This window comes from Parashewanella tropica, from assembly GCF_004358445.1.
In the GTDB taxonomy this organism is placed as follows: Bacteria; Pseudomonadota; Gammaproteobacteria; order Enterobacterales; family Shewanellaceae; genus Parashewanella; species Parashewanella tropica.
The window spans coordinates 2869163-2889149 of sequence record NZ_CP037951.1; the positions used below are offsets into that span (position 1 = coordinate 2869163).

Below are 19987 nucleotides of genomic sequence, written 5' to 3' on the forward strand. Positions count from 1 at the left end.
AAGCAATTTTAGTCTTCAGCCACTGAATACTGTCTGACCTAAGCTATTTAACCTGAGGTTAGGTTATTCTCACACTCGTTTTATTTCTGGCAGTCTTTGAATAAATCTAATTTGGGTTGGTATACCAAAGTTTTAACTTGTAATAATCCAAGCAATGAATGAAATAAATTATCTTGGGATAAGCTACGTTCAGAGCTTTGTTTTAGGCAGTTGATATTTATACCAAAATCATGTTTAAAACCTTCTGAAAACCAAGTGAGCATTGGTATATGAGTCTGATAATCCGGCGCCATAAAGTACGGTAATCCATGTAAATAGATACCATTTTCTCCTAATGACTCACCATGATCAGAAATGTATAGCATGCCTGAATCAATATTATTTTTAACCTTAAGATAATCAATCAGTTGGCTGAGGAAATGATCTGTATACAGAATGGTATTGTCATAAGCATTGGTGATTTCTTCTGGGCTACACTCCGATAAATCAGAGCTTTCGCAAACAGGAGTAAAACGCTTAAATTTTTCAGGGTATCGTTTCCAATAGGTTGGTCCATGACTTCCCAATTGATGTAAAACAATCAATGTCTTATCACTTGGATTTTGTTGTAAATAAAGCGACATTTCTGGCAGTAAAACTTCATCATGACAACGGCCATCTTCACACCACTTAGGATCAGAAAACTCACTGCTCATTTTCGTTGTTACTCTCGAGCACACTCCTTTACAGCCTGAATTGTTATCTAGCCAAATGACGTTAAACCCTGCATGCTTGAATACATCAAGTATATTCTCGTTTGAGCGAGCTTCTTTCAAACTATAATCATCACGGTTTAATACAGAAAACATACAAGGTACAGAAATCGCTGTCGATGTCCCGCAAGAGCTGACATTATCAAAATAAACGATATCTTGTTTTGTTAGTTCCGGATTAGTGCTCCTTGTATAGCCATCCAGCGAGAAGTTATGTGCTCTCGCCGTTTCCCCCAAGACTAATACCATAACTACCGGTTTATCAATATTGTCCCATTGTGACGTAAGCTTGGCATCAGTGCCGAGAGGTTTAACCTCTATTTGATGAGCATTCCCCTCACCGACTAAGTACTTAATTCCATAATAAATGACATTGGTAGGAATTATCCGATAACGCACATCGCGATGATTACGAGTAAAAGAAGAAAAATCCTTATATTGAGGCAAAAGAATGCCAACTAATAAAACCAATGAGGAAAGACTAATAATAAAAGTACTCAGCAGTTTTGAGCTCAATGGGCGAGGCTTGATTGTTACCTTTAAAATAATCAACGACGGTAATACACCAAGCAACAATAAGTGTAGAAAGAAGCCTGAATTTACGGTTTCTCTAGCTTCATGGAAATCCGTTTCTGCCACATTTTGGATCATGCTTTTATCTATCACAATGCCGTAATAGGTCATGTAATAGCTGGCTCCTGCGGATAAAAACAACAGCAGTATCATCACGCTTTTCTGTAAACCACGAAAGAAGCAAAGTGTCAGTACGAAGTTGAGCAAAATAACTAAAACAGCAAAAAAAGAAGCAATAAAACCTATGTGTCCGATTTCAGTGCCCATGATAGTTTTATCAAGATAAGCCCATAAACTGGGATTATAAAAACCAATTAAGATCACTGAAAACATCAAGCAAAGTGTAAAACCGCTGATTTGAAACTTAGATTTTGCGAATAAAAAAGAAAAGAATGAGCCAATAGAGCTATTTTGATTTACTGCCATGTAATACGTACTCCTCTACTACATAATCAAGATTAGTAGAGAGTCATAAATTTACCATCAGTTCCTGAATCAAAATAAAAAAGGTGGCCTTTTACCACCCATTATTAACCCATTAACGTATTTATTACCCTAACACAAAATGTTTTACGTAACCGATACACAGCACCTCGCTAGCTAATAAACAGCTATTGTCTAGGAATATTGGCTCTTGCCTGATCATTGTGGAATTTATAAAAATCAGTGGGGTCGTTTTGTTTATGGCAATATTGATAACATCCAAATGTGACCAAATTTAAACAAAACTCAGTAATCGTTGTATCGCCTAATCCTTCATAACAGGCTCGTCCTATCAGGTCACAGGGATAACAACATATTGACATCGCAGAGGTACCAAAACCAAATATTGATTCATCCTACCTCTGCAAAACTTAATCCTTACTGAATTAACTACCCCAACATAAAATAACTTACACAAGCAATTAAGATAGCCATCATAAAGCTCAACACAGCACCTTCTCTAACCATCTGCTTAATATCAATTTCCCCCGTTCCATAAACAATAGCGTTTGGCGCCGTTGCAACAGGCAACATATAAGCACAACTGGCCACCATGGCGGCAGGGATCATTAATACTTCAGGTTTAACACCAACACCTACCGCAGCAACGGCAAGAATAGGCATCAGTAAAGTAGCTGTGGCGGTATTACTGGTAATTTCTGTTAAATAAACCACAACTAAACAAATTAAGATCACTAGTGCTAGCACTGAGATATGAGACATAGATGATAGCCAATCACCGAGCATCTGACTCAAACCAGATTCAGACATCCCTTTGGCTAACGCAATACCACCAGCAAATAGCAGTAACATCCCCCATGGAATAGTCTTAGCGGTATCCCAATCAAGTACCTTTTCTCCCTTTCCATTGCCGCTTGGCATCATAAACATCGCAACAACAGCAGCTAATGCGACAGTGCTATCGCCCGCTAACGGAATATCTAAGTAATTCGCCCACCCACCAAATGGTGCATGACGAGTGATCCAAGCCAAGACGGTGATCCCGAAAATAATTAAGGTGCGCTTTTCTTCACTACGCCAAATACCTTGATCTGGCAGCTCGATGCTTTGCTCTAGTTTGATACCCCGAGTTAACCACAATGCCATTAATGGAATCGCTAAAATAACTATGGGAAGACCTACTTTCATCCACTCGACAAACTCAAAATTTTTGCCCGTAAACTCTTCATAAATCCCCATAAAGATAACATTAGGTGGAGTGCCTATTGGTGTTGCAATTCCGCCAGTACTCGCAGCGTAAGCAATACCTAAAATTAAGGCAACTGTCAGCTTAGGGTTATTCACTCTAGCTAAAATGGCTAATGCTATTGGAAGCATGATTAGGGTTGAAGCCGTATTCGATATCCACATACTTAAAAACGCTGTGGCGAGCATGAAGCCAAAAACTAACCTTAGCGCTGAACTCACACCGATAAAATTAACCATATAAACGGCAATCCTACGATGCACGCCACTTTTCTCAAGTGCTTTTGAAAGCATAAAGGCTGCCATCAGTAGCAAAATCACATGGCTACCCAATGCAGAAGCCACTCCTTTATGGCTGACAATGTCGAATAAGGGGAGTAACGCAAAAGGCACCAATGAGGTAGCGGGAATGGGTAAAGCTTCAGTAACCCACCAAATTACAGTTAGTAAAGTGATACCCGCTGCTGCAGCGGGTAAATAATCCATCCCTGAGAGCGTTAAAAACCAATAAAAAGCCCAAGCTAATATTGGGCCAATGAGGATAAAGTGAGATCGTTTAATGTTCATATTATTATTTTTATTTCCATTGTTTATTATTTTGAATTTTTATTAGCGTCCATCTACCATACGACCAATACTGCCCAATACCGAGCCTTCTCCTTTATCACTACCACCTGATGAAGGAGCGTTTGCAATAATGCGATCTGCCATGCGAGAAAATGGCAAGCTTTGCAGCCAAACACTACCATGACCTGATAACGTGGCTAAAAAGATACCTTCTCCACCAAAGAGCATTGATTTCATTGAACCAGCACGCTCAATATCGTAATCAATGCCTTGTGAAAATGCGGCAATACAACCAGTATCGACTCTTAGCGTTTCACCATTGAGTTCTTTTCGAATCAAGGTACCACCAGCATGAACAAAGACCTTTCCATCACCTTGCAAGCTTTGCAAAATAAAGCCTTCACCACCAAAGAAACCAGCACCTAATTTTCGGTTAAATCGTTGACTGACTTTAGTGCCCAGAGCAGCTGCTAGAAAGCTGTCTTTTTGGCAGATCAACTCACCACCAATCTCTTGTAAATCAATCGCTAAAATACTCCCCGGATAAGGCGCTGCAAATGCCACTCGACGTTTTTGATGCCCTTGGTTGGTGAAGTGAGTCATAAATAATCCCTCACCTGTAAGTACGCGCTTACCGGCACTGAAAAGCTTCCCAAAAAAGCCCTCATCAGGGTTTGAACCATCACCCATTTTGGCTTCAAACTGAATATCTTGCTCCATATAGGTCATGGCTCCAGCTTCAGCAATAACGGTTTCTTGCGGATCAAGCTCCACTTCAACCAGTTGCATATCATGACCTATGATTTCGTAATCTATCTCGTGACTGTTTTGCATTGTGATGTCCTAGTTGATTACTCGTGACGCTTGAAGATGCAGTTTTACAGGTATCACGAGTATATTTTGTTTATTATCCATTCGATTCTAAAGAAAACTCTTCAAGAATCAACTCGGTAAATAATTGCCCTGCTTTACCTAAAGGCCTTTGATGAGTAGAAACTAGCTGAGGAGTAAATGAGTACTGACTTCCACCCACAAAGTTCACTTCTTTAAGATTACCCTTTTCTAAATCTTCCTTAGCTAAAAAATCGGGTAACCAGCCAAACCCTAAACCTTTTAAAATGGCATCTCGTTTCATGATAAACCCAGAAAGGTAAAAGACCTTGTCGCCACCAAATTGCATTTCATCTCTTAAGTGAGTATTGGTAGAAGAATCTTCGATGGTAAGTTCCACATACTCTTGTAATTCACTCAATTCGACATTCTTTTTATTGGCAAGAGGGTGTTCTGGTGAAGTTACTAATATATTGGTGATCACTGGTAAAGGTGTTGGACTAAGATCAGGTCCATTTTGATAGTCTTTAACTAACATCAAATCAGCTTTGTCTCTCTCGAATCGGCTCTGCACACCTCCAAGAAATTCAATATTTAGCTGCACCTTGGTAGGAATATTGTGTTCGGTCATCCTTTTTAGAGCATTCATAATCGGCTTCATAGGGAGAGCCCCGTCAATCACTAATTCTAAATTTGGCTCCCAGTCATCGCTAAATCTATGAGCAAGACGCTCAATATTTGATAACTGTTGCAATAACCTCTGCCCTTCTTTTAATATCACCTTACCCTCAGGCGTTAGCTGAGCTCGGTATTGATCCCGATTAAACAACTGGACGTTTAGATGCGTTTCCAGCTTTTTTATTTGATAGCTCACGGCAGACTGAGCTTTATGTATGCGATCTGCAGCCTTAGCGAAACTGCCTTCTTCTACTAATACCTGCATTACACGGAATGCATCAACGTCAATTTTCATATAACCATCTAACATTTAGATTATCTATAACGAAATATTATTCTTTTTTTTGTTTAAGTATGCAATTAAATTGCTTACAAATAATTAAATAAGCTAATAAGGTGGAAACATGCCATTTTATGTAAAGCAAGGTGAGATACCCTCAAAGCGACACATTACCTTCGAGAAAGAGAACGGTGAGCTCTATCGTGAAGAACTGTTTTCCACTCATGGTTTTTCCAACATCTATTCCAACAAATATCATCACAACATGCCAACCAAGGCATTAGCTGTAGCGCCATATCATGTTGATCATGGTTTGGGTTGGGAAGATGCACTCATCCAGAACTATAAACTTGACTCTACAGTGGCCGATAAAGACGGTAACTTTTTCAGTGCACGTAATAAAATTTTCTACAACGCTGATGTAGCTATGTACACCGCAAAGGTTAGCGCCGACACTAATGAGTTCTACCGAAACTCTTATGCGGATGAAGTGGTATTTGTTCATGAAGGTACAGGTACCCTTTACAGTGAATACGGCACCCTAGAGATCAAAAAGTGGGATTACTTGGTAATACCTCGCGGCACCACATACCAACTCAAATTTGATAGTTACGAGAATGTAAGGCTCTTTGTCGTTGAGTCATACTCTATGGTTGAAATTCCTAAGCATTTCCGTAATGACTATGGTCAACTGCTTGAATCAGCTCCTTACTGTGAACGCGATATTCGTACTCCAGAACTGCAAGATGCGATTGTCGAACAAGGCGATTTCCCGTTAGTTTGTAAGTTTGGCGATAAATACCAAGTCACCAACCTTGAATGGCACCCTTACGATCTCGTGGGCTGGGATGGTTTTGTTTACCCTTGGGCCTTCAACATTACTGAATACGCGCCTAAAGTTGGCAAGATCCACTTACCACCTTCAGATCATCTCGTCTTTACCGCTCACAACTTCGTGATCTGTAACTTTGTACCTCGTTTATACGACTTTCACGAGAAAGCAATTCCAGCACCTTATTACCACAGTAACATCGACAGTGACGAAGTCCTTTACTACGTCGATGGTGACTTTATGAGCCGTACAGGTATTGGCGCAGGCTACCTAACACTCCACCAGAAAGGTCTACCACATGGACCACAACCGGGTAAAACCGAAGCCTCTGTTGGTAAAAAGGAAACCTATGAATATGCGGTGATGGTAGACACCTTTGCACCATTAAAACTGACTGACAATGTTCAGCAGTGTATGAGCCAAGAATACAACCGTTCTTGGATAGAAGAATAAAAGTAGTTTATAAGCAATAGTGAGAACGCCAACAGAAGCGCACGTCCATGTGCTAACGACCGTGACGTCCTGTCACGGACGGTTGTCTTATCCCACTATTGCTCATCACTATTAATGAATATTTAGAATTACAGACTGAATTAGAAATAACCCTACACATTAAGTTGAGGAAGAAACAATGGCAACTGAACTAAACCCATTAGGCCTACAAGGCATCGAGTTCACTGAATATGCAACGCCAGATACTGACTTTATGCATAAAGCATTTTTAGATTTCGGCTTCTCTAAAATCAAAAAACACAAAGAGAAAGAAATCTATTACTACAACCAGAACAACATCCACTTCTTGCTAAACCAAGAACGTCAAGGTTTCTCGGCTGAGTTTGCTAAGTCTCACGGTCCAGCGATTACGTCTATGGGCTGGCGTGTAGAAGATGCAGAATTTGCATTTAAAACGGCTGTAGAGCGTGGCGCTAAAGCGGCCGCTGATGATGCAAAAGATCTGCCTTATCCAGCCATTTATGGTATCGGTGATAGCTTGATTTACTTCATCGATGTATACGGTGATGAAGACAATATCTATAAGCAAGATTTTGTTGACCTAGAAAATCCAGATCTAGTTCAAGAAAAAGGCTTTATGGAAGTCGACCACCTAACTAACAATGTTTACAAAGGTACAATGCAGCATTGGGCGGATTTCTATAAAGACATCTTTGGCTTTACCGAAGTTCGTTATTTCGACATCAACGGTATGCAAACAGGCTTAACCTCTTTTGCATTACGTTCACCAGATGGAAGCTTCTGTATTCCAATCAACGAAGGTAAAAACGACGATAAAAACCAAATTGATGAATATCTAAAAGAATACGACGGCCCAGGTGTTCAACACTTAGCCTTTACGTCTCGCGATATCGTTGCTTCTTTGGATGCGATGGAAGGTTCATCAATTAAGACTCTAGATATCATCCCTGAGTATTACGACACTATTTTCGACAAACTGCCTCAAATCACTGAAGATCGTGAGCGTATTAAGCATCACCAAATTCTTTGTGATGGTGACGAGAATGGTTACTTACTACAAATCTTCACTAAAAATCTATTTGGCCCTATCTTCATTGAAATCATTCAACGTAAGAACAACCTAGGTTTTGGTGAAGGTAACTTCACTGCATTGTTCCAATCAATTGAACGCGACCAAATGCGCCGTGGTGTTCTATAACACTCTAGTTTAATGATGTTAAAAAAGGCGCTATTTCAGCGCCTTTTTTAGGTCTTTAGACCATTAATTAAAACTTACTATCCAATTGTAAATACACAAATCGCCCTACATTATCGTACGTACCTTGGTCATAGAACGGCCAATCATTAGGTGTACTGAATACGGGTTGACGATTAAACAAGTTTCTAACACCGAAGGTCACTGAGTTATCCGCCATAAAGTGATAGGTACTGCTGAAGTCAAACTGAACATAAGAAGCTATATGCTGTGGTTTACCAGGATCAGTAACTACAGTCTTACCGTCCGCATTTTTCTTAGTCTGAACGCCATAATATCCTAAAAGCTGACAGGTACCTTCTAGTGTATTACGTTGCTCATAACTATCAAAGCTTGGTAAGAAGCGCATGTTTAGAGATAAATCAACGTCATTCAATCCATAGGTTACATTTCCATTTACACGATATTTTCTTGCTGCATCATGTTTAATACTGTCACATAGTGGTTGAGTTGCTGAAGATTGAGACTCTCGTTTTAAATACTGCTCAATATTTAAATTTGCAGTAAGATCACCAGTATCGAGTTCTGAGCGCCAATTGACGTTATAGCTCAACCCTGTCGTGTTATTTTCACTCAAGTTTTGAAGATTACTCAACACATAGTAATCATTAGTTACACCGCTTAAACGTCCGTTAGGAGCACGCTTAACTAACTTAATCGCTGTTGGATTGCCATTTGCTTCTTCATTTAAGATTTCTTGAGTGCTTAGCGAATCGATAATATCGTTCACTTTCAAGTTCCAATAATCAATTGATGCCGATAATTCATCAGTTATCTGATAAACAGCACCTAGATTATAGGTTTTTGAAGTTTCAGGTTTTAGGTTTGGATTACCACCGCTACGAGAATTGATCTCTTCCAAAGGACACTTATCAAACGAAATATTGTTATCGTTACAATATTTCGTATCTTTAGCGCGGTTCACACCTTGCGAAACAGAAGTGAATAAATCGGCAAGGTTAGGTGCTTTAAAGCCTGTTCCGTATGATGCTCTTAATAATAAGTCATCAATAGGACGATAAGAGATTTTGGCAGAATAAGTGGCTTTGTTTGCATCGCTAATTTGCCAATCAGCCTTATCATAGCGAGCTGCAAGATTGACTTCCATATTTTCGATAACAGGTAATGAGAACTCAACAAAAGCCGCTTTATTCTCATATTGGCCACCACCATTAGAGCCAGCACCACCAATAACCTGACCATCAACAGATGCAGGATCAGATCGATCTTCGTAATTCTCCTTACGCATATCAACACCAACAGCTAAGCCAGCTTCACCACCGGGTAATTCTAGGCCTGTAAGTCCACTTAAGGTTAAAGTGGTAAAGTTAATAGAATAATTACCTTTGCGGAAAATCGAAGCTTGTAGGCTGTCACATATTGGTTTCAATGAGTCAGAACTGCAATCATTTTGAATAAAGGGATTTAGCTTGGCATTTGCAGAATTGAAAGCGTCTGTGAGTTGTTGTCTGAGTAGCTGACCACCTGCTCCAACTTGTTCATTGGTTAATCTAGAGTGGCCTACCGTCCAGTCAGCCCCCCAATTATCATTTATGTCATAGTTCGCGGTTAATACGGCTTCAAAAGTTTGGTTGGTATTATCTTTCTCACGATTTGGGAAATCTAAATAACGGCGACCTACCTGAACCGTTGCATCTCCTGCTTGAACCGCATTCCAAACGGCTTGAGCTTTAGCTGCATCTCCTTTGTAGCGGTCATTAAACAAAAAGTCTCTTAAGAATGGACTTTTAGAAACATCAAGGATGCCGGGAGCAGGCGCATTCGATGTTAAGGTGTAAGCTCTGGTATATCTGAACTCACCGGTCAATGACAAGTTATCGGTAGCATGGTGCGTTATTTGAGTGTATATGGATTGGCGATTTGATTGTGGCTGTAATTGGTAATAGGGAGCGAAATCAAACTTACACACACCTCCCACTTGGTTCGTAGGCGAACAAGTCGACCATGGCGCATTGCCTAAATCGTCATCTGTAACACCAGGGATTGTTACTCCATCTTTTGCCCTGATTCGGGTAAAACCAGGAATACCATAACTTGAACGTCCATCTCCCCCTTGTTTACCTGGAATAAATGCTGAGCCCCCCAAATCACGGTCTGATGCCTGAATCGGTGATCTTCTTAAGGTTTCTGCTGCAAATAAAATATTTGTATCATCATTGCTCGCACCACCTACGACAGAAGCATTGAACTCGTTTCCGTCCCAACGATTAGATGCTGCCCCATATTTAACTGAGGTCTGAATTCCTTCCATGTCTTTTTTCGTAATGATATTAATGACTCCAGCAACAGCATCTGAACCATAAATGGCAGATGCACCATCAGGAAGAATATCGATGCGTTCAACCGCAGCCAATGGAATTTGGTTTACATCAGTAAAAATGCCACCAGCCGTATTTTTAGGTAATCGATGACCATTTAACAGGATAAGAGTGTAATCAGAGCTCAACCCTCTAAGCCCTACAGATGAAGCGCCAGCTGCCTGACTTAATGTGGATGATTCATTAAAACCACCAGCTGCTGCATTGGTTCTAAGAAATTCAGATACTGTTGAAACGCCAGTCCTTTCAATATCAGCAGCTGAAAATTCTTTTATCGGACTTGCCGTTTCTAAATCTGTTCGTTGAATTCTTGAACCCGTGACTTGAATGCGTTCAACGCTATTGTTGTCATCAGCCGCAGATGCTGAAATCGCGGTTATGGTCGTAGCGATACCCGCACTTGACAATAAAGCAACATGCACCACTTTGGCTAATTTTGAATTAGCTTGCATTGTGTTTCTCCCAGATACTACTTAATTAGGTATTTGCCTGTAACTAAGGCATTTAGAAATACCTTTACATTAGGGCGTGTTGATCTTTCAGGATTGAATTTTGTGCTATTTGAGCACTCTTCTGTTCAAGGCGTGAGCAGTGAGGCTTAGTCATCTAAGTAAGCTGATCACAACACTGAACAGGAAGTGCTCAAAAGCATCGAAGACAGCGTAAATTGGTCACTTCTGCTGCGTTATCGTTTGTTTATGTGGAGCAACCACACTTCACAAACTCTACCTTGCATAAGATAACCAATTTATCGCTGCAAAAATAAGCACGAAAGATCAACACGCCCTAGTCACAGGCTATAAGTGGTTAGGAGTCACGGATACACGACAAACTGTGACAGCAACCACAGTGGCACTGATATAACCATATAGTTTATAGAGATTCAACATCGGCGAGATTTAACAAAAAACACACAATAACAATGATTTACAAATAAAAATAAACTACAAAAGTTAAATGATATAACTCAGGGTTAATTGTTTGTCTAAGAAGCAACATGAAATGATTTATCACACCCAACCTTAGGGAATTCAAAATAAAAAAGAATGAGAAGATGGAGCACGACCAAAAGTGAAGAGTAAAAATAAAGCTAAATTCTTATCTAAACGGTAAATTGAAGACACTTTTTTTTATCAAAAAAAATGCTCGATCATGAAAAATTAACCTTATTTCGTATCAATAAACACTGGTGACAAAACTAGGGGTAATTCTCGTAAACAAAAATATCAGCTGAACAAAGATAAGTAACCTCAACCGTTTTCGCTACGAAACCAGTTGACGTTAACGTAATAATTATCCCAAAAAAAGAACCTATAGCGACTAAAAAGCAGATATATCAGCATATCCACCCACTTTTATATTGACGAAAACTTAAAAAACCTGTATCAATTTCACTCTAATGTTAATAAATGTGATAATTTGTAAAAAGTGGTTTGAATGGAAGTAAACAAATACAGTAAGCGCTTAACTCAAGATGAGACTCAACCCGCCTCTCAAGCCATGTTATATGGCGTCGGCTTTAGTGAAGAAGACATGAAAAAAGCGCAAGTTGGTATTGTGAGTACTGGATACGAGGGAAACCCTTGTAACATGCACCTCAACCAAATCGCTTTATCCATAAAAAATGAAGTTAAAAGCTATAACGATATGCTAGGGCTCATTTTTAATACTATTGGGGTATCCGATGGTATTTCTATGGGAACATCAGGAATGCATTTCTCGCTCCCCTCTCGTGACATTATTGCCGATTCGATCGAAACAGTTGTTCAAGCTCAAAGTTACGATGCCGTTCTAACTGTGGTTGGTTGTGACAAAAATATGCCGGGCGCAGTCATGGCCATGCTGAGATTGAATCGACCAGCCATTATGGTTTATGGCGGAACCATAGCATCGGGTTCTCATAACAATAAGAAACTCAACATAGTATCCGCATTTGAAGCACTCGGTGAAAAAGTGGCAGGCGTCATCGACGATAGTGAGTACAAACAAATTATCAAAAAAGCGATACCTGGTGCAGGTGCTTGTGGAGGAATGTATACAGCCAATACTATGGCGTCGGCGATTGAAGCTCTTGGCTTGGCATTGCCTTATAACGCTTCAATACCTGCAGAAAATGAGCAAAAACAAGCCGAAAGTAATCAAACCGCAGAAGCCATACATAACTTATTAATTAACGATATTAAACCTCTTGATATCGTTAATAAGAAATCACTTGAAAATGCGATAACGGTCGTTAATGCATTAGGTGGTTCAACAAATGCTGTGCTTCACTTTCTTGCTATTGCCCATGCCGCTGACATTGAGTTCGGCTTAGAGGATATCCAACGGATTTCTGATCGCACTCCGTTGCTTGCTGACTTAAAACCAAGTGGTCAATTTTTGATGGAAGATGTTCACGGCATCGGTGGTACGCCTGCTGTTTTGAAATATTTGTTAGAGATTGGTTTATTACATGGAGATTGCTTAACCGTTACTGGTAAAACCATGGCTGATAACCTTGCTGAAGTTCAAGGGTTATCTTTTGAGCAGAACGTGATTTTACCAAAAGAAAAAGCGTTCAAATCCAGTGGCAACATTCAAATTCTGTTTGGCAATCTTGCCAGCGAAGGCGCCGTTGCAAAAATTTCAGGCAATGAAGGCTTAAGGTTCAAGGGGCCTGCCAAAGTATTTGATAGTGAATCTGAAGCTAATCAAGGCATTCAAGCAGGACTCGTTAAATCAGGGGATGTGGTTGTTATCCGATACGTTGGACCCAAAGGCGGCCCTGGAATGCCAGAAATGCTTAAACCGACTTCCATGATCATGGGCGCGGGTTTAGGGAAATCTGTTGCATTAATCACTGATGGTCGTTTCTCTGGTGGTACTCATGGATTTGTTGTAGGCCACATTACTCCAGAAGCACAAACTGGAGGATTGATTGCCTTGGTTAAAGATGGCGACCTGATAGAAATCAATGCCGTAAACAACACTATGGAACTCAAAGTGTCAGAAACGGAAATAAATCACCGTAGAGCCGAGTGGCAAGCACCTGCGTTAAAACACTCCAAAGGAATTTTACGCAAGTATGCTTCTACAGTCGCCTCTGCTTCAGAAGGTTGTGTGACGGATAAGTACTAGACTTATGGCAATGGTTCAACAAATTAACGAAGAGGCAGGAATGCCAGATACTGAGACAGTAACAGGTTCAGAAGCGGTGATGAAAACCTTAATCGCTGAAGGGGTTGATTTAATCTACGGCTACCCAGGTGGTGCCATCATGCCTATTTATGATGCATTACATGGCTACCAGCCTGAGCTAAAGCATGTATTAACTCGCCACGAACAAGGTGCGACTCATGCCGCTCAAGGCTATGCGAGAGTTACTGGCAATGTCGGGGTTGTTTTCGCTACTTCAGGCCCAGGAGCAACCAACTTAGTAACAGGTTTGGCGGACGCTCAAATTGATTCAACCCCTATGGTTTGCATCACAGGGCAAGTAGCCTCGCCTTTATTAGGCACTGATGCATTTCAAGAAACTGACATCATCAGTATTTCTACCCCTGTCACAAAGTGGAATTATCAAGTAACCCAAGCTAAAGAAATCCCAGAGGTTTTGGCTAAGGCTTTTTATATCGCCCGATCTGGTCGGCCGGGTCCTGTGCTCATTGATATCACTAAAGATGCCCAATTTGAGACCAGTCAGTTTGTATATCAAGCTTGCAAATCAATCCGCAGTTATAAGCCCACTCCTGATTTGCAACTGGCTCAAGTAAAAAAAGCGGCTGAGGTAATAAATGCAGCCAAAAAACCTTTGATTGTTTGGGGGCAAGGCGTCATTTTAGGTCAAGCAGAGCAAGAAATGAAAACCTTAATCGAGAAAGCAGGCATTCCAAGTGCCAGTACTTTATTGGGTTTATCAGCCTTACCTTCTGAGCATCCGCTTCATCAAGGAATGGTAGGAATGCATGGACACTTAGCTCCAAACAAGCTGACCAATAAATGCGATGTCTTGATTGCGATTGGAATGCGCTTTGACGATAGAGTGACGGGTGATTTAAGTCGTTACGCTAAACAAGCCAATATTGTTCATTTTGAAATTGACCCGTCTGAGGTGTGTAAAAATGTTCATGCCGATTATCCCGTTCTCGCCGACGTTAAAGAATCCTTGCAAGCTTTGCTGCCTTTAATCAATGAAAATGATCATTCAGCATGGCTTCAACAATTTCAGCAATTAAGAGCTATAGAACATCAAGAAGTGATCCAACATCAGTTAGCCCCCTCTAAAGAAGGGTTAACCATGGGGGAAGTGGTTGACTGTATAAACAAAGCCACTCATAACGATGCCATTGTTGTATCCGATGTAGGACAACATCAAATGATCGCGGCTCGGTATTCTAAGTTTGTCCAAACTCGCTCGAAAGTAGATTCAGGTGGGTTAGGAACCATGGGCTTTGCCCTACCCGCCGCTATTGGTGCCAAAATGGGTGTACCCGACCGTGAGGTCGTTGCCATTATTGGTGACGGAGCATATCAAATGACCATTCAAGAGTTAGGCACCATTATGCAGACTCAGGCTGCTGTAAAAATCGTGGTACTTAATAATGAGTTTTTGGGCATGGTTCGCCAATGGCAAGAGTTATTTTTTGACAAACGCTATGCCTCTACCGAAATGGCGAATCCAAACTTTGTCAAAATTGCTGAAGGTTATGGCATTCCAGCTAAAAGTATCTGTAAAAGAGAAGAATTGGATGCGGCCATCGACGAAATGATTGCTTGCGAAACATCATACTTCCTTGAAGTTATGGTAGAAAAAGAAGGCAATGTATTTCCTATGCTGCCTACAGGCGCTTCAGTTTCAGATGTTCGTTTATCTTAAGGAAGTAATGAGTTATGGAACAACAGCACATATATACCTTCTCCGTATATACCGAAAATAACCTCGGATTACTGAATAGGATTTCTCAGATATTTTTAAAGCGCCATATCAATATTGAAAGCCTTAATGTATCTGAATCAGAAATCGAAAACGTACATCGTTTTACCATAGTGGTTGAAATAACGGAGGCGCAGGCGATTAAGGTCGTAAAGCAAATTGACAAGCAAATCGAAGTCATCAAAGCCTTTTTCCATCGTGAAGATGAAACAATATATCGAGAAACTGCACTCTACAAAATGCCGATAAGCTGCCTTTATGATGGTGGCAAAGTGCAAGAACTGATTGCAGAAACTTACGCCAATATTGTTACTGTTTCAAAAGATTATTTTGTGATTGAAAAAACAGGAAAAAAAGCTGAAACAGATCGTTTATACAATGAATTGCGAACGCTTGGATTAATGCAATTTTTACGTTCTGGAAGAATATCTGTGACCAAAGAAGTAATGAATATATCTTCTGAGTTAACACAATTAGTTTCTTAAAAATACGAATGTTCAACACGCCTAAACTAACGGATTAAACAAATTATGAGCAACTACTTTAATACTTTGAACCTAAGACAACAGCTACAACAATTAGCCGTTTGTCACTTTTTAGATTCTTCAGAATTTGCAGCGGGTACAGAAAAACTTCAGAACAAAAAAATCGTTATTGTAGGGTGTGGTGCTCAGGGACTTAACCAAGGTTTAAACATGAAAGACTCAGGTTTAGATGTCAGCTATGCTCTACGTCCAGAAGCCATTCAACAAAAACGAGATTCTTTCATTAATGCAACGGCAAATGGCTTCATTGTTGGTACTTACGAAGAGCTCATTCCTCAAGCTGATGTAGTGGTTAACTTAACTCCAGACAAGCAGCATACCCCAGTTGTTTCTGCCGTTATGCCTTTAATGAAACAGGGCGCAACTCTATCTTATTCTCATGGTTTTAACATCGTTGAAGAAGGTATGCAGATCCGCGAAGACCTGACAGTGATCATGGTCGCCCCTAAGTCACCAGGCTCAGAAGTACGTGAAGAATATAAACGCGGATTCGGTGTACCCACGCTCATTGCCGTTCACCCGGAAAATGATCCGCAAAACGAAGGCTTGGCCCTAGCGAAAGCTTATGCTGTTGCCATTGGCTCAGATAAAGCTGGTGTACTACTGTCTTCTTTTGAAGCTGAAGTTAAGTCTGACTTAATGGGTGAACAAACCATTTTATGCGGCCTGCTTCAAACAGGTAGCGTTTTAGCTTTCGACAAAATGGTTGCCCAAGGTATTGACACTGGCTTTGCTTCAAAACTAATTCAGCATGGCTGGGAAGTGATCACCGAAGCGCTAAAGCATGGTGGCATCACTCATATGATGGATCGCCTTTCTAACCCAGCCAAAATTGAAGCGTTCCGTCTTTCAGAAGAACTAAAACAACTCATGCGTCCTTTGTTTGAAAAACACATGGATGACATTATGTCTGGTGAGTTTTCATCAGGAATGATGGCTGATTGGCAAGAGGATGACACTAAACTTCTCACTTGGCGTGCAGCTACCGCTGAAACCGCTTTTGAAAAGTCTGTAGCAACAGAGGAGTTCATCGAAGAGCAAGCCTACTTTGATCATGCGCTATTATTGGTTGCCTTTGTTAAATCAGGTGTTGAGTTAGCCTATGAAACGATGGTGGATGCCGGCATTAAAGAAGAGTCAGCGTACTATGAGTCTTTGCATGAATTGCCGCTAATCGCCAATACCGTTGCCCGTAAAAAGCTCTATGAAATGAACCGCATTATTTCTGATACGGCAGAATATGGTTGCTACTTATTTGATCACGCTTGCCGCCCATTACTTGTCAACTTTATGGCAAAAGTAGATACGTCAGTGATTGGTCAAGATTTCAATGATGTTGCAGGTAAGCAAATTGATAACAAGCAACTTATTGAGATTAATGACGCCATTAGAAACCACTCGATTGAGACAATTGGTAAAGAACTACGAGCCTCAATGACCGCCATGGCAGCTTTAGTCTAATTGATAGACCTTAGCAAAAAAGCTGCCTAAGGCAGCTTTTTTATTTTAGATGTGAACCTAATAGGATGAAGAAATATAAAAGGGGTAATAGCGGGCTAAGACAATCGTCCGTTACAGGATGTAACGGTCGTTAGTACATGGACGTACGCTTCTATTGTCGTGCACGCTATTGCCCCTTCGCCCCAGAAACGATTTTCGCTTTTTAGTTTTACACCACAACAAAGAGAACACTATGTTAGCCGTTGACAGAAACATCGTCCCGATAGAGAAAATCTATCGAGCAAAGGAAGTCGTGAAAGAAGTTGTCCAAGAAACTCCTTTGCAATACATGGAAAATTTTTCAAAAAAGTATCAGGCTGAAATTTACTTTAAACGTGAAGACTTACAAGTTGTGCGTTCATATAAAATTCGTGGTGCTTACCATAAAATCCGCCAGCTAACGGCTGATGCACTAGCAAAAGGCATTGTATGTGCCAGTGCCGGTAATCATGCGCAAGGCGTTGCTCTTGCCTGCCAAAAGTTAGAAGTAAAAGGCACCATCTTCATGCCTATTACCACCCCACAGCAAAAAATCGATCAAGTCAGAATGTTCGGTCGTGAATATGCAAACATTCAATTAATTGGCGATACCTATGATGAAAGCTTTCAAGCGGCTTCCCGCTTTTGTGAACAACAACAAGCGACATTTGTTCACCCCTTTGATGATCTTGATGTTATTGCAGGCCAAGGAACGGTTGGCCTTGAAATAATCAATCAACTTTCGTCGATTGATACCATTATTCTTCCTGTTGGTGGCGGTGGTTTGGCATCTGGTGTAGCAAGTGTAATCCAGCAATGTAATCCAAGTATTCAAGTGATAGGTGTTGAACCTGAAGGCGCACCGTCGTTATCACAGTCACTAAAAAATGGACATAATACCAACCTAGAAACCATTGATAAATTTGTTGATGGTGCCGCCGTTCAACGTATGGGGGATTTAACATTTGGTCTTTGCCAAGAGTTATTAGACGAAACTCTCACCATTGCTGAAGGTGCAATATGTAGCACTATGCTTACCCTTTATAATGAAAATGCCATTGTAGCTGAGCCTGCTGGAGCGTTATCTATTGCGGCTCTAGAATCAGTCAAAGAGCAAATAAAAGGTAAGCGTGTTGTCTGTGTAGTCAGTGGTGGTAATAACGACATTACTCGTATGGAAGAAATCAAAGAACGAGCCATGTTTTATCAAGGGCTTAAGCACTACTTCATGATTAAGTTTCCACAGCGAGCCGGAGCTTTAAAAGAGTTTCTAGTGGAGGTACTTGGGCCAGAGGATGATATTTCCCATTTTGAATACTCAAAAAAACATAACCGAGCCAAAGGTCCTGCAGTTGTGGGAATCGAACTATCAAAAAAAGAAGACTTTGAACCATTGATGGAAAGAATGGAAGCAAAGGGCTTTCTTGGTGAATACCTCAATGAGAAGCCAGAACTTTTTCAATATATTGTTTGATTCAAAAACAAAAAGGGTAGATTCATGATCTACCCTTTCGAGGAAGGCTTGTAGCCTAAATTAAGGTTAGCTAGTCATTTCCGTGAAAATGCACTTCAGACATGAGATGCCCTAAAACGGTGAACTTTGTTTTTAGATAAAATTCATTATATTCATTTTTACCCACTTGAAGCGGCACGCGCTCAACAACTTCGACACCATATTTTTTCATAGCATCGACTTTTCTAGGGTTGTTGGTCATGAGTTTAACTTGTTGAATGCCAACCTTTTCCAGCATAGGCACAATCATATCGTATTGCCTTAAGTCAGCAGCAAAACCCAGCTTCTCATTTGCTTCAACCGTATTCGCACCTTGGTCTTGCAATTCATAGGCTCGTATTTTATTGATTAAACCAATACCTCGCCCTTCTTGGCGCAAGTACAGTAAAAAGCCTTGCCCTGCTTCAGCAATGTGCTGCATGGCTGTTTGTAATTGAAAACCACAATCACATCTTAAACTAAATAAAGCGTCACCAGTTAGACACTCTGAATGAATACGCCCTAATACTGGCTCACCATTTTGCCATTCACCAAATGTAAGCGCGACATGCTCTTTGCCGGTTTGAGAGTCTTCAAACCCATGCATATCGAAAATTCCCCAAGGAGTTGGTAATTTAGAAGAAGCAACATATTTTACTGACATGAAACAACCTTATTTAACCTTCTACATCTGTAGAATTAAGCTGCAAAATATTACAGCTATATCCATTAAAACCGATGAATTCTTTAGAATTCTTTTGGTGCAAAACCGGTAACGCTATTGATGCCCATTTCACGCCCTAAGGCCGTCATAGGGTGAACAACAACCAAACCTCTAACTGATTTTTTTAACTTACCAAGATCAGCTTGTTCTGCTTTGGTTAAACTACGATGAAAGGCTAGGTTTTGGATCTTACTGCCTTTATTATTTAGCTGGCGTTGTTGCTGAGATTTAACTGCAGTAATACGCTTAGTTAGTGCAGCAATTTCTTGTTTAAACTGCAATACTATTTTTTCATCACCGCGCTCTTGAGCAGCCGATAACTTACGACGTGATTTATCTAATTTATTGGTTAACGTTTGCAGTTCTTCTTTTAAATTCATTCTACAACCTTATGCCTTAATATAAGCATATGAATATGTTACTCACTTCAAACCCAAGGGCATTAGTGAGAAATGTGCTGCATTATACCAGTAATACCATTCACATCAATTAGCTATGTTTATTAGGAAGCTATAGCAAAGACAACACAAGGCGCAGTGACGAATCATAGTATAGCTATGGTGAG

At 40.4% G+C, this 19987-nt stretch carries 14 protein-coding genes; 7 read left to right on the top strand and 7 right to left on the bottom strand.

Annotated elements, in window-relative coordinates; all coding sequences use genetic code 11:
- Positions 1 to 80 precede the first annotated feature (80 nt).
- From E2H97_RS12650 to E2H97_RS12665, 4 genes are all read right to left on the bottom strand, one after another.
- On the bottom strand, positions 81 to 1751 hold the full coding sequence (locus E2H97_RS12650; RefSeq protein ID WP_133407468.1) for a phosphoethanolamine transferase: 1671 nt from the start codon (positions 1749 to 1751) through the stop codon (positions 81 to 83).
- Between the two features lie 447 nt (positions 1752 to 2198).
- Positions 2199 to 3581: an SLC13 family permease gene (locus E2H97_RS12655; RefSeq protein ID WP_133407469.1), complete on the bottom strand. Its 1383-nt coding sequence runs from the start codon at positions 3579 to 3581 to the stop codon at positions 2199 to 2201.
- Positions 3582 to 3623: 42 nt separating this feature from the next.
- Positions 3624 to 4415 carry a TIGR00266 family protein gene (locus E2H97_RS12660; RefSeq protein WP_133407470.1) on the bottom strand — a complete coding sequence of 264 codons (792 nt, stop codon included), beginning with the start codon at positions 4413 to 4415 and terminating at the stop codon, positions 3624 to 3626.
- A 73-nt stretch (positions 4416 to 4488) separates the two neighbouring features.
- Positions 4489 to 5385 (bottom strand): LysR family transcriptional regulator, encoded by an 897-nt coding sequence (locus tag E2H97_RS12665; RefSeq protein WP_133407471.1) that lies wholly within the window; start codon positions 5383 to 5385, stop codon positions 4489 to 4491.
- Positions 5386 to 5494: 109 nt separating this feature from the next.
- On the opposite strand from E2H97_RS12665, the gene E2H97_RS12670 reads away from it, so the two are divergent.
- Together E2H97_RS12670 and hppD are read left to right on the top strand one after the other, a co-directional pair.
- On the top strand, positions 5495 to 6655 hold the full coding sequence (locus E2H97_RS12670) for a homogentisate 1,2-dioxygenase (RefSeq protein ID WP_133407472.1): 1161 nt from the start codon (positions 5495 to 5497) through the stop codon (positions 6653 to 6655).
- Positions 6656 to 6833: 178 nt separating this feature from the next.
- Positions 6834 to 7874 (top strand): 4-hydroxyphenylpyruvate dioxygenase, encoded by a 1041-nt coding sequence (gene hppD / locus E2H97_RS12675; RefSeq protein ID WP_133407473.1) that lies wholly within the window; start codon positions 6834 to 6836, stop codon positions 7872 to 7874.
- A 67-nt stretch (positions 7875 to 7941) separates the two neighbouring features.
- Here the strand turns inward: hppD and E2H97_RS12680 are convergent, their stop codons facing one another.
- Positions 7942 to 10722, bottom strand: coding sequence for a TonB-dependent receptor plug domain-containing protein (locus E2H97_RS12680; RefSeq protein ID WP_133407474.1), 2781 nt, complete (start codon positions 10720 to 10722; stop codon positions 7942 to 7944).
- Between the two features lie 985 nt (positions 10723 to 11707).
- Between E2H97_RS12680 and ilvD the strand changes: the two genes are divergently transcribed.
- The 5 genes from ilvD to ilvA all read left to right on the top strand — a co-directional run bounded on the left by ilvD (position 11708) and on the right by ilvA (position 18680).
- Positions 11708 to 13387 (top strand): dihydroxy-acid dehydratase, encoded by a 1680-nt coding sequence (ilvD, locus tag E2H97_RS12685; RefSeq protein WP_133407475.1) that lies wholly within the window; start codon positions 11708 to 11710, stop codon positions 13385 to 13387.
- Positions 13388 to 13391: 4 nt separating this feature from the next.
- Complete coding sequence (gene ilvB / locus E2H97_RS12690) at positions 13392 to 15125, top strand: biosynthetic-type acetolactate synthase large subunit (RefSeq protein ID WP_218938216.1); 1734 nt, start codon at positions 13392 to 13394, stop codon at positions 15123 to 15125.
- A 14-nt stretch (positions 15126 to 15139) separates the two neighbouring features.
- Entirely contained in the window at positions 15140 to 15667 is a 528-nt protein-coding gene (gene ilvN / locus E2H97_RS12695; protein WP_133407476.1) for an acetolactate synthase small subunit, read from the top strand.
- A 45-nt stretch (positions 15668 to 15712) separates the two neighbouring features.
- Positions 15713 to 17188, top strand: coding sequence for a ketol-acid reductoisomerase (gene ilvC / locus E2H97_RS12700; RefSeq protein ID WP_133407477.1), 1476 nt, complete (start codon positions 15713 to 15715; stop codon positions 17186 to 17188).
- A 232-nt stretch (positions 17189 to 17420) separates the two neighbouring features.
- Positions 17421 to 18680 (top strand): threonine ammonia-lyase IlvA, encoded by a 1260-nt coding sequence (gene ilvA / locus E2H97_RS12705; RefSeq protein WP_133407478.1) that lies wholly within the window; start codon positions 17421 to 17423, stop codon positions 18678 to 18680.
- 70 nt (positions 18681 to 18750) lie between these two features.
- On the opposite strand, the gene ribA is transcribed toward ilvA, so the two are convergent.
- On the bottom strand, positions 18751 to 19362 hold the full coding sequence (gene ribA / locus E2H97_RS12710) for a GTP cyclohydrolase II (RefSeq protein WP_133407479.1): 612 nt from the start codon (positions 19360 to 19362) through the stop codon (positions 18751 to 18753).
- 83 nt (positions 19363 to 19445) lie between these two features.
- Positions 19446 to 19802, bottom strand: coding sequence for a YibL family ribosome-associated protein (locus E2H97_RS12715; protein ID WP_133407480.1), 357 nt, complete (start codon positions 19800 to 19802; stop codon positions 19446 to 19448).
- Positions 19803 to 19987 lie beyond the last annotated feature (185 nt).

Coding starts and splice junctions, on each gene's coding strand:
- hppD (WP_133407473.1), top strand. CDS start 6,834: ATGGCAACTGAACTAAACCCATTAGGCCTACAAGGCATCGAGTTCACT.
- ilvD (WP_133407475.1), top strand. CDS start 11,708: ATGGAAGTAAACAAATACAGTAAGCGCTTAACTCAAGATGAGACTCAA.
- ilvB (WP_218938216.1), top strand. CDS start 13,392: ATGGCAATGGTTCAACAAATTAACGAAGAGGCAGGAATGCCAGATACT.
- E2H97_RS12665 (WP_133407471.1), bottom strand. CDS start 5,385: ATGAAAATTGACGTTGATGCATTCCGTGTAATGCAGGTATTAGTAGAA.
- E2H97_RS12655 (WP_133407469.1), bottom strand. CDS start 3,581: ATGAACATTAAACGATCTCACTTTATCCTCATTGGCCCAATATTAGCT.
- ilvA (WP_133407478.1), top strand. CDS start 17,421: ATGTTAGCCGTTGACAGAAACATCGTCCCGATAGAGAAAATCTATCGA.
- E2H97_RS12715 (WP_133407480.1), bottom strand. CDS start 19,802: ATGAATTTAAAAGAAGAACTGCAAACGTTAACCAATAAATTAGATAAA.
- E2H97_RS12670 (WP_133407472.1), top strand. CDS start 5,495: ATGCCATTTTATGTAAAGCAAGGTGAGATACCCTCAAAGCGACACATT.
- ilvN (WP_133407476.1), top strand. CDS start 15,140: ATGGAACAACAGCACATATATACCTTCTCCGTATATACCGAAAATAAC.
- ribA (WP_133407479.1), bottom strand. CDS start 19,362: ATGTCAGTAAAATATGTTGCTTCTTCTAAATTACCAACTCCTTGGGGA.
- ilvC (WP_133407477.1), top strand. CDS start 15,713: ATGAGCAACTACTTTAATACTTTGAACCTAAGACAACAGCTACAACAA.
- E2H97_RS12680 (WP_133407474.1), bottom strand. CDS start 10,722: ATGCAAGCTAATTCAAAATTAGCCAAAGTGGTGCATGTTGCTTTATTG.
- E2H97_RS12650 (WP_133407468.1), bottom strand. CDS start 1,751: ATGGCAGTAAATCAAAATAGCTCTATTGGCTCATTCTTTTCTTTTTTA.
- E2H97_RS12660 (WP_133407470.1), bottom strand. CDS start 4,415: ATGCAAAACAGTCACGAGATAGATTACGAAATCATAGGTCATGATATG.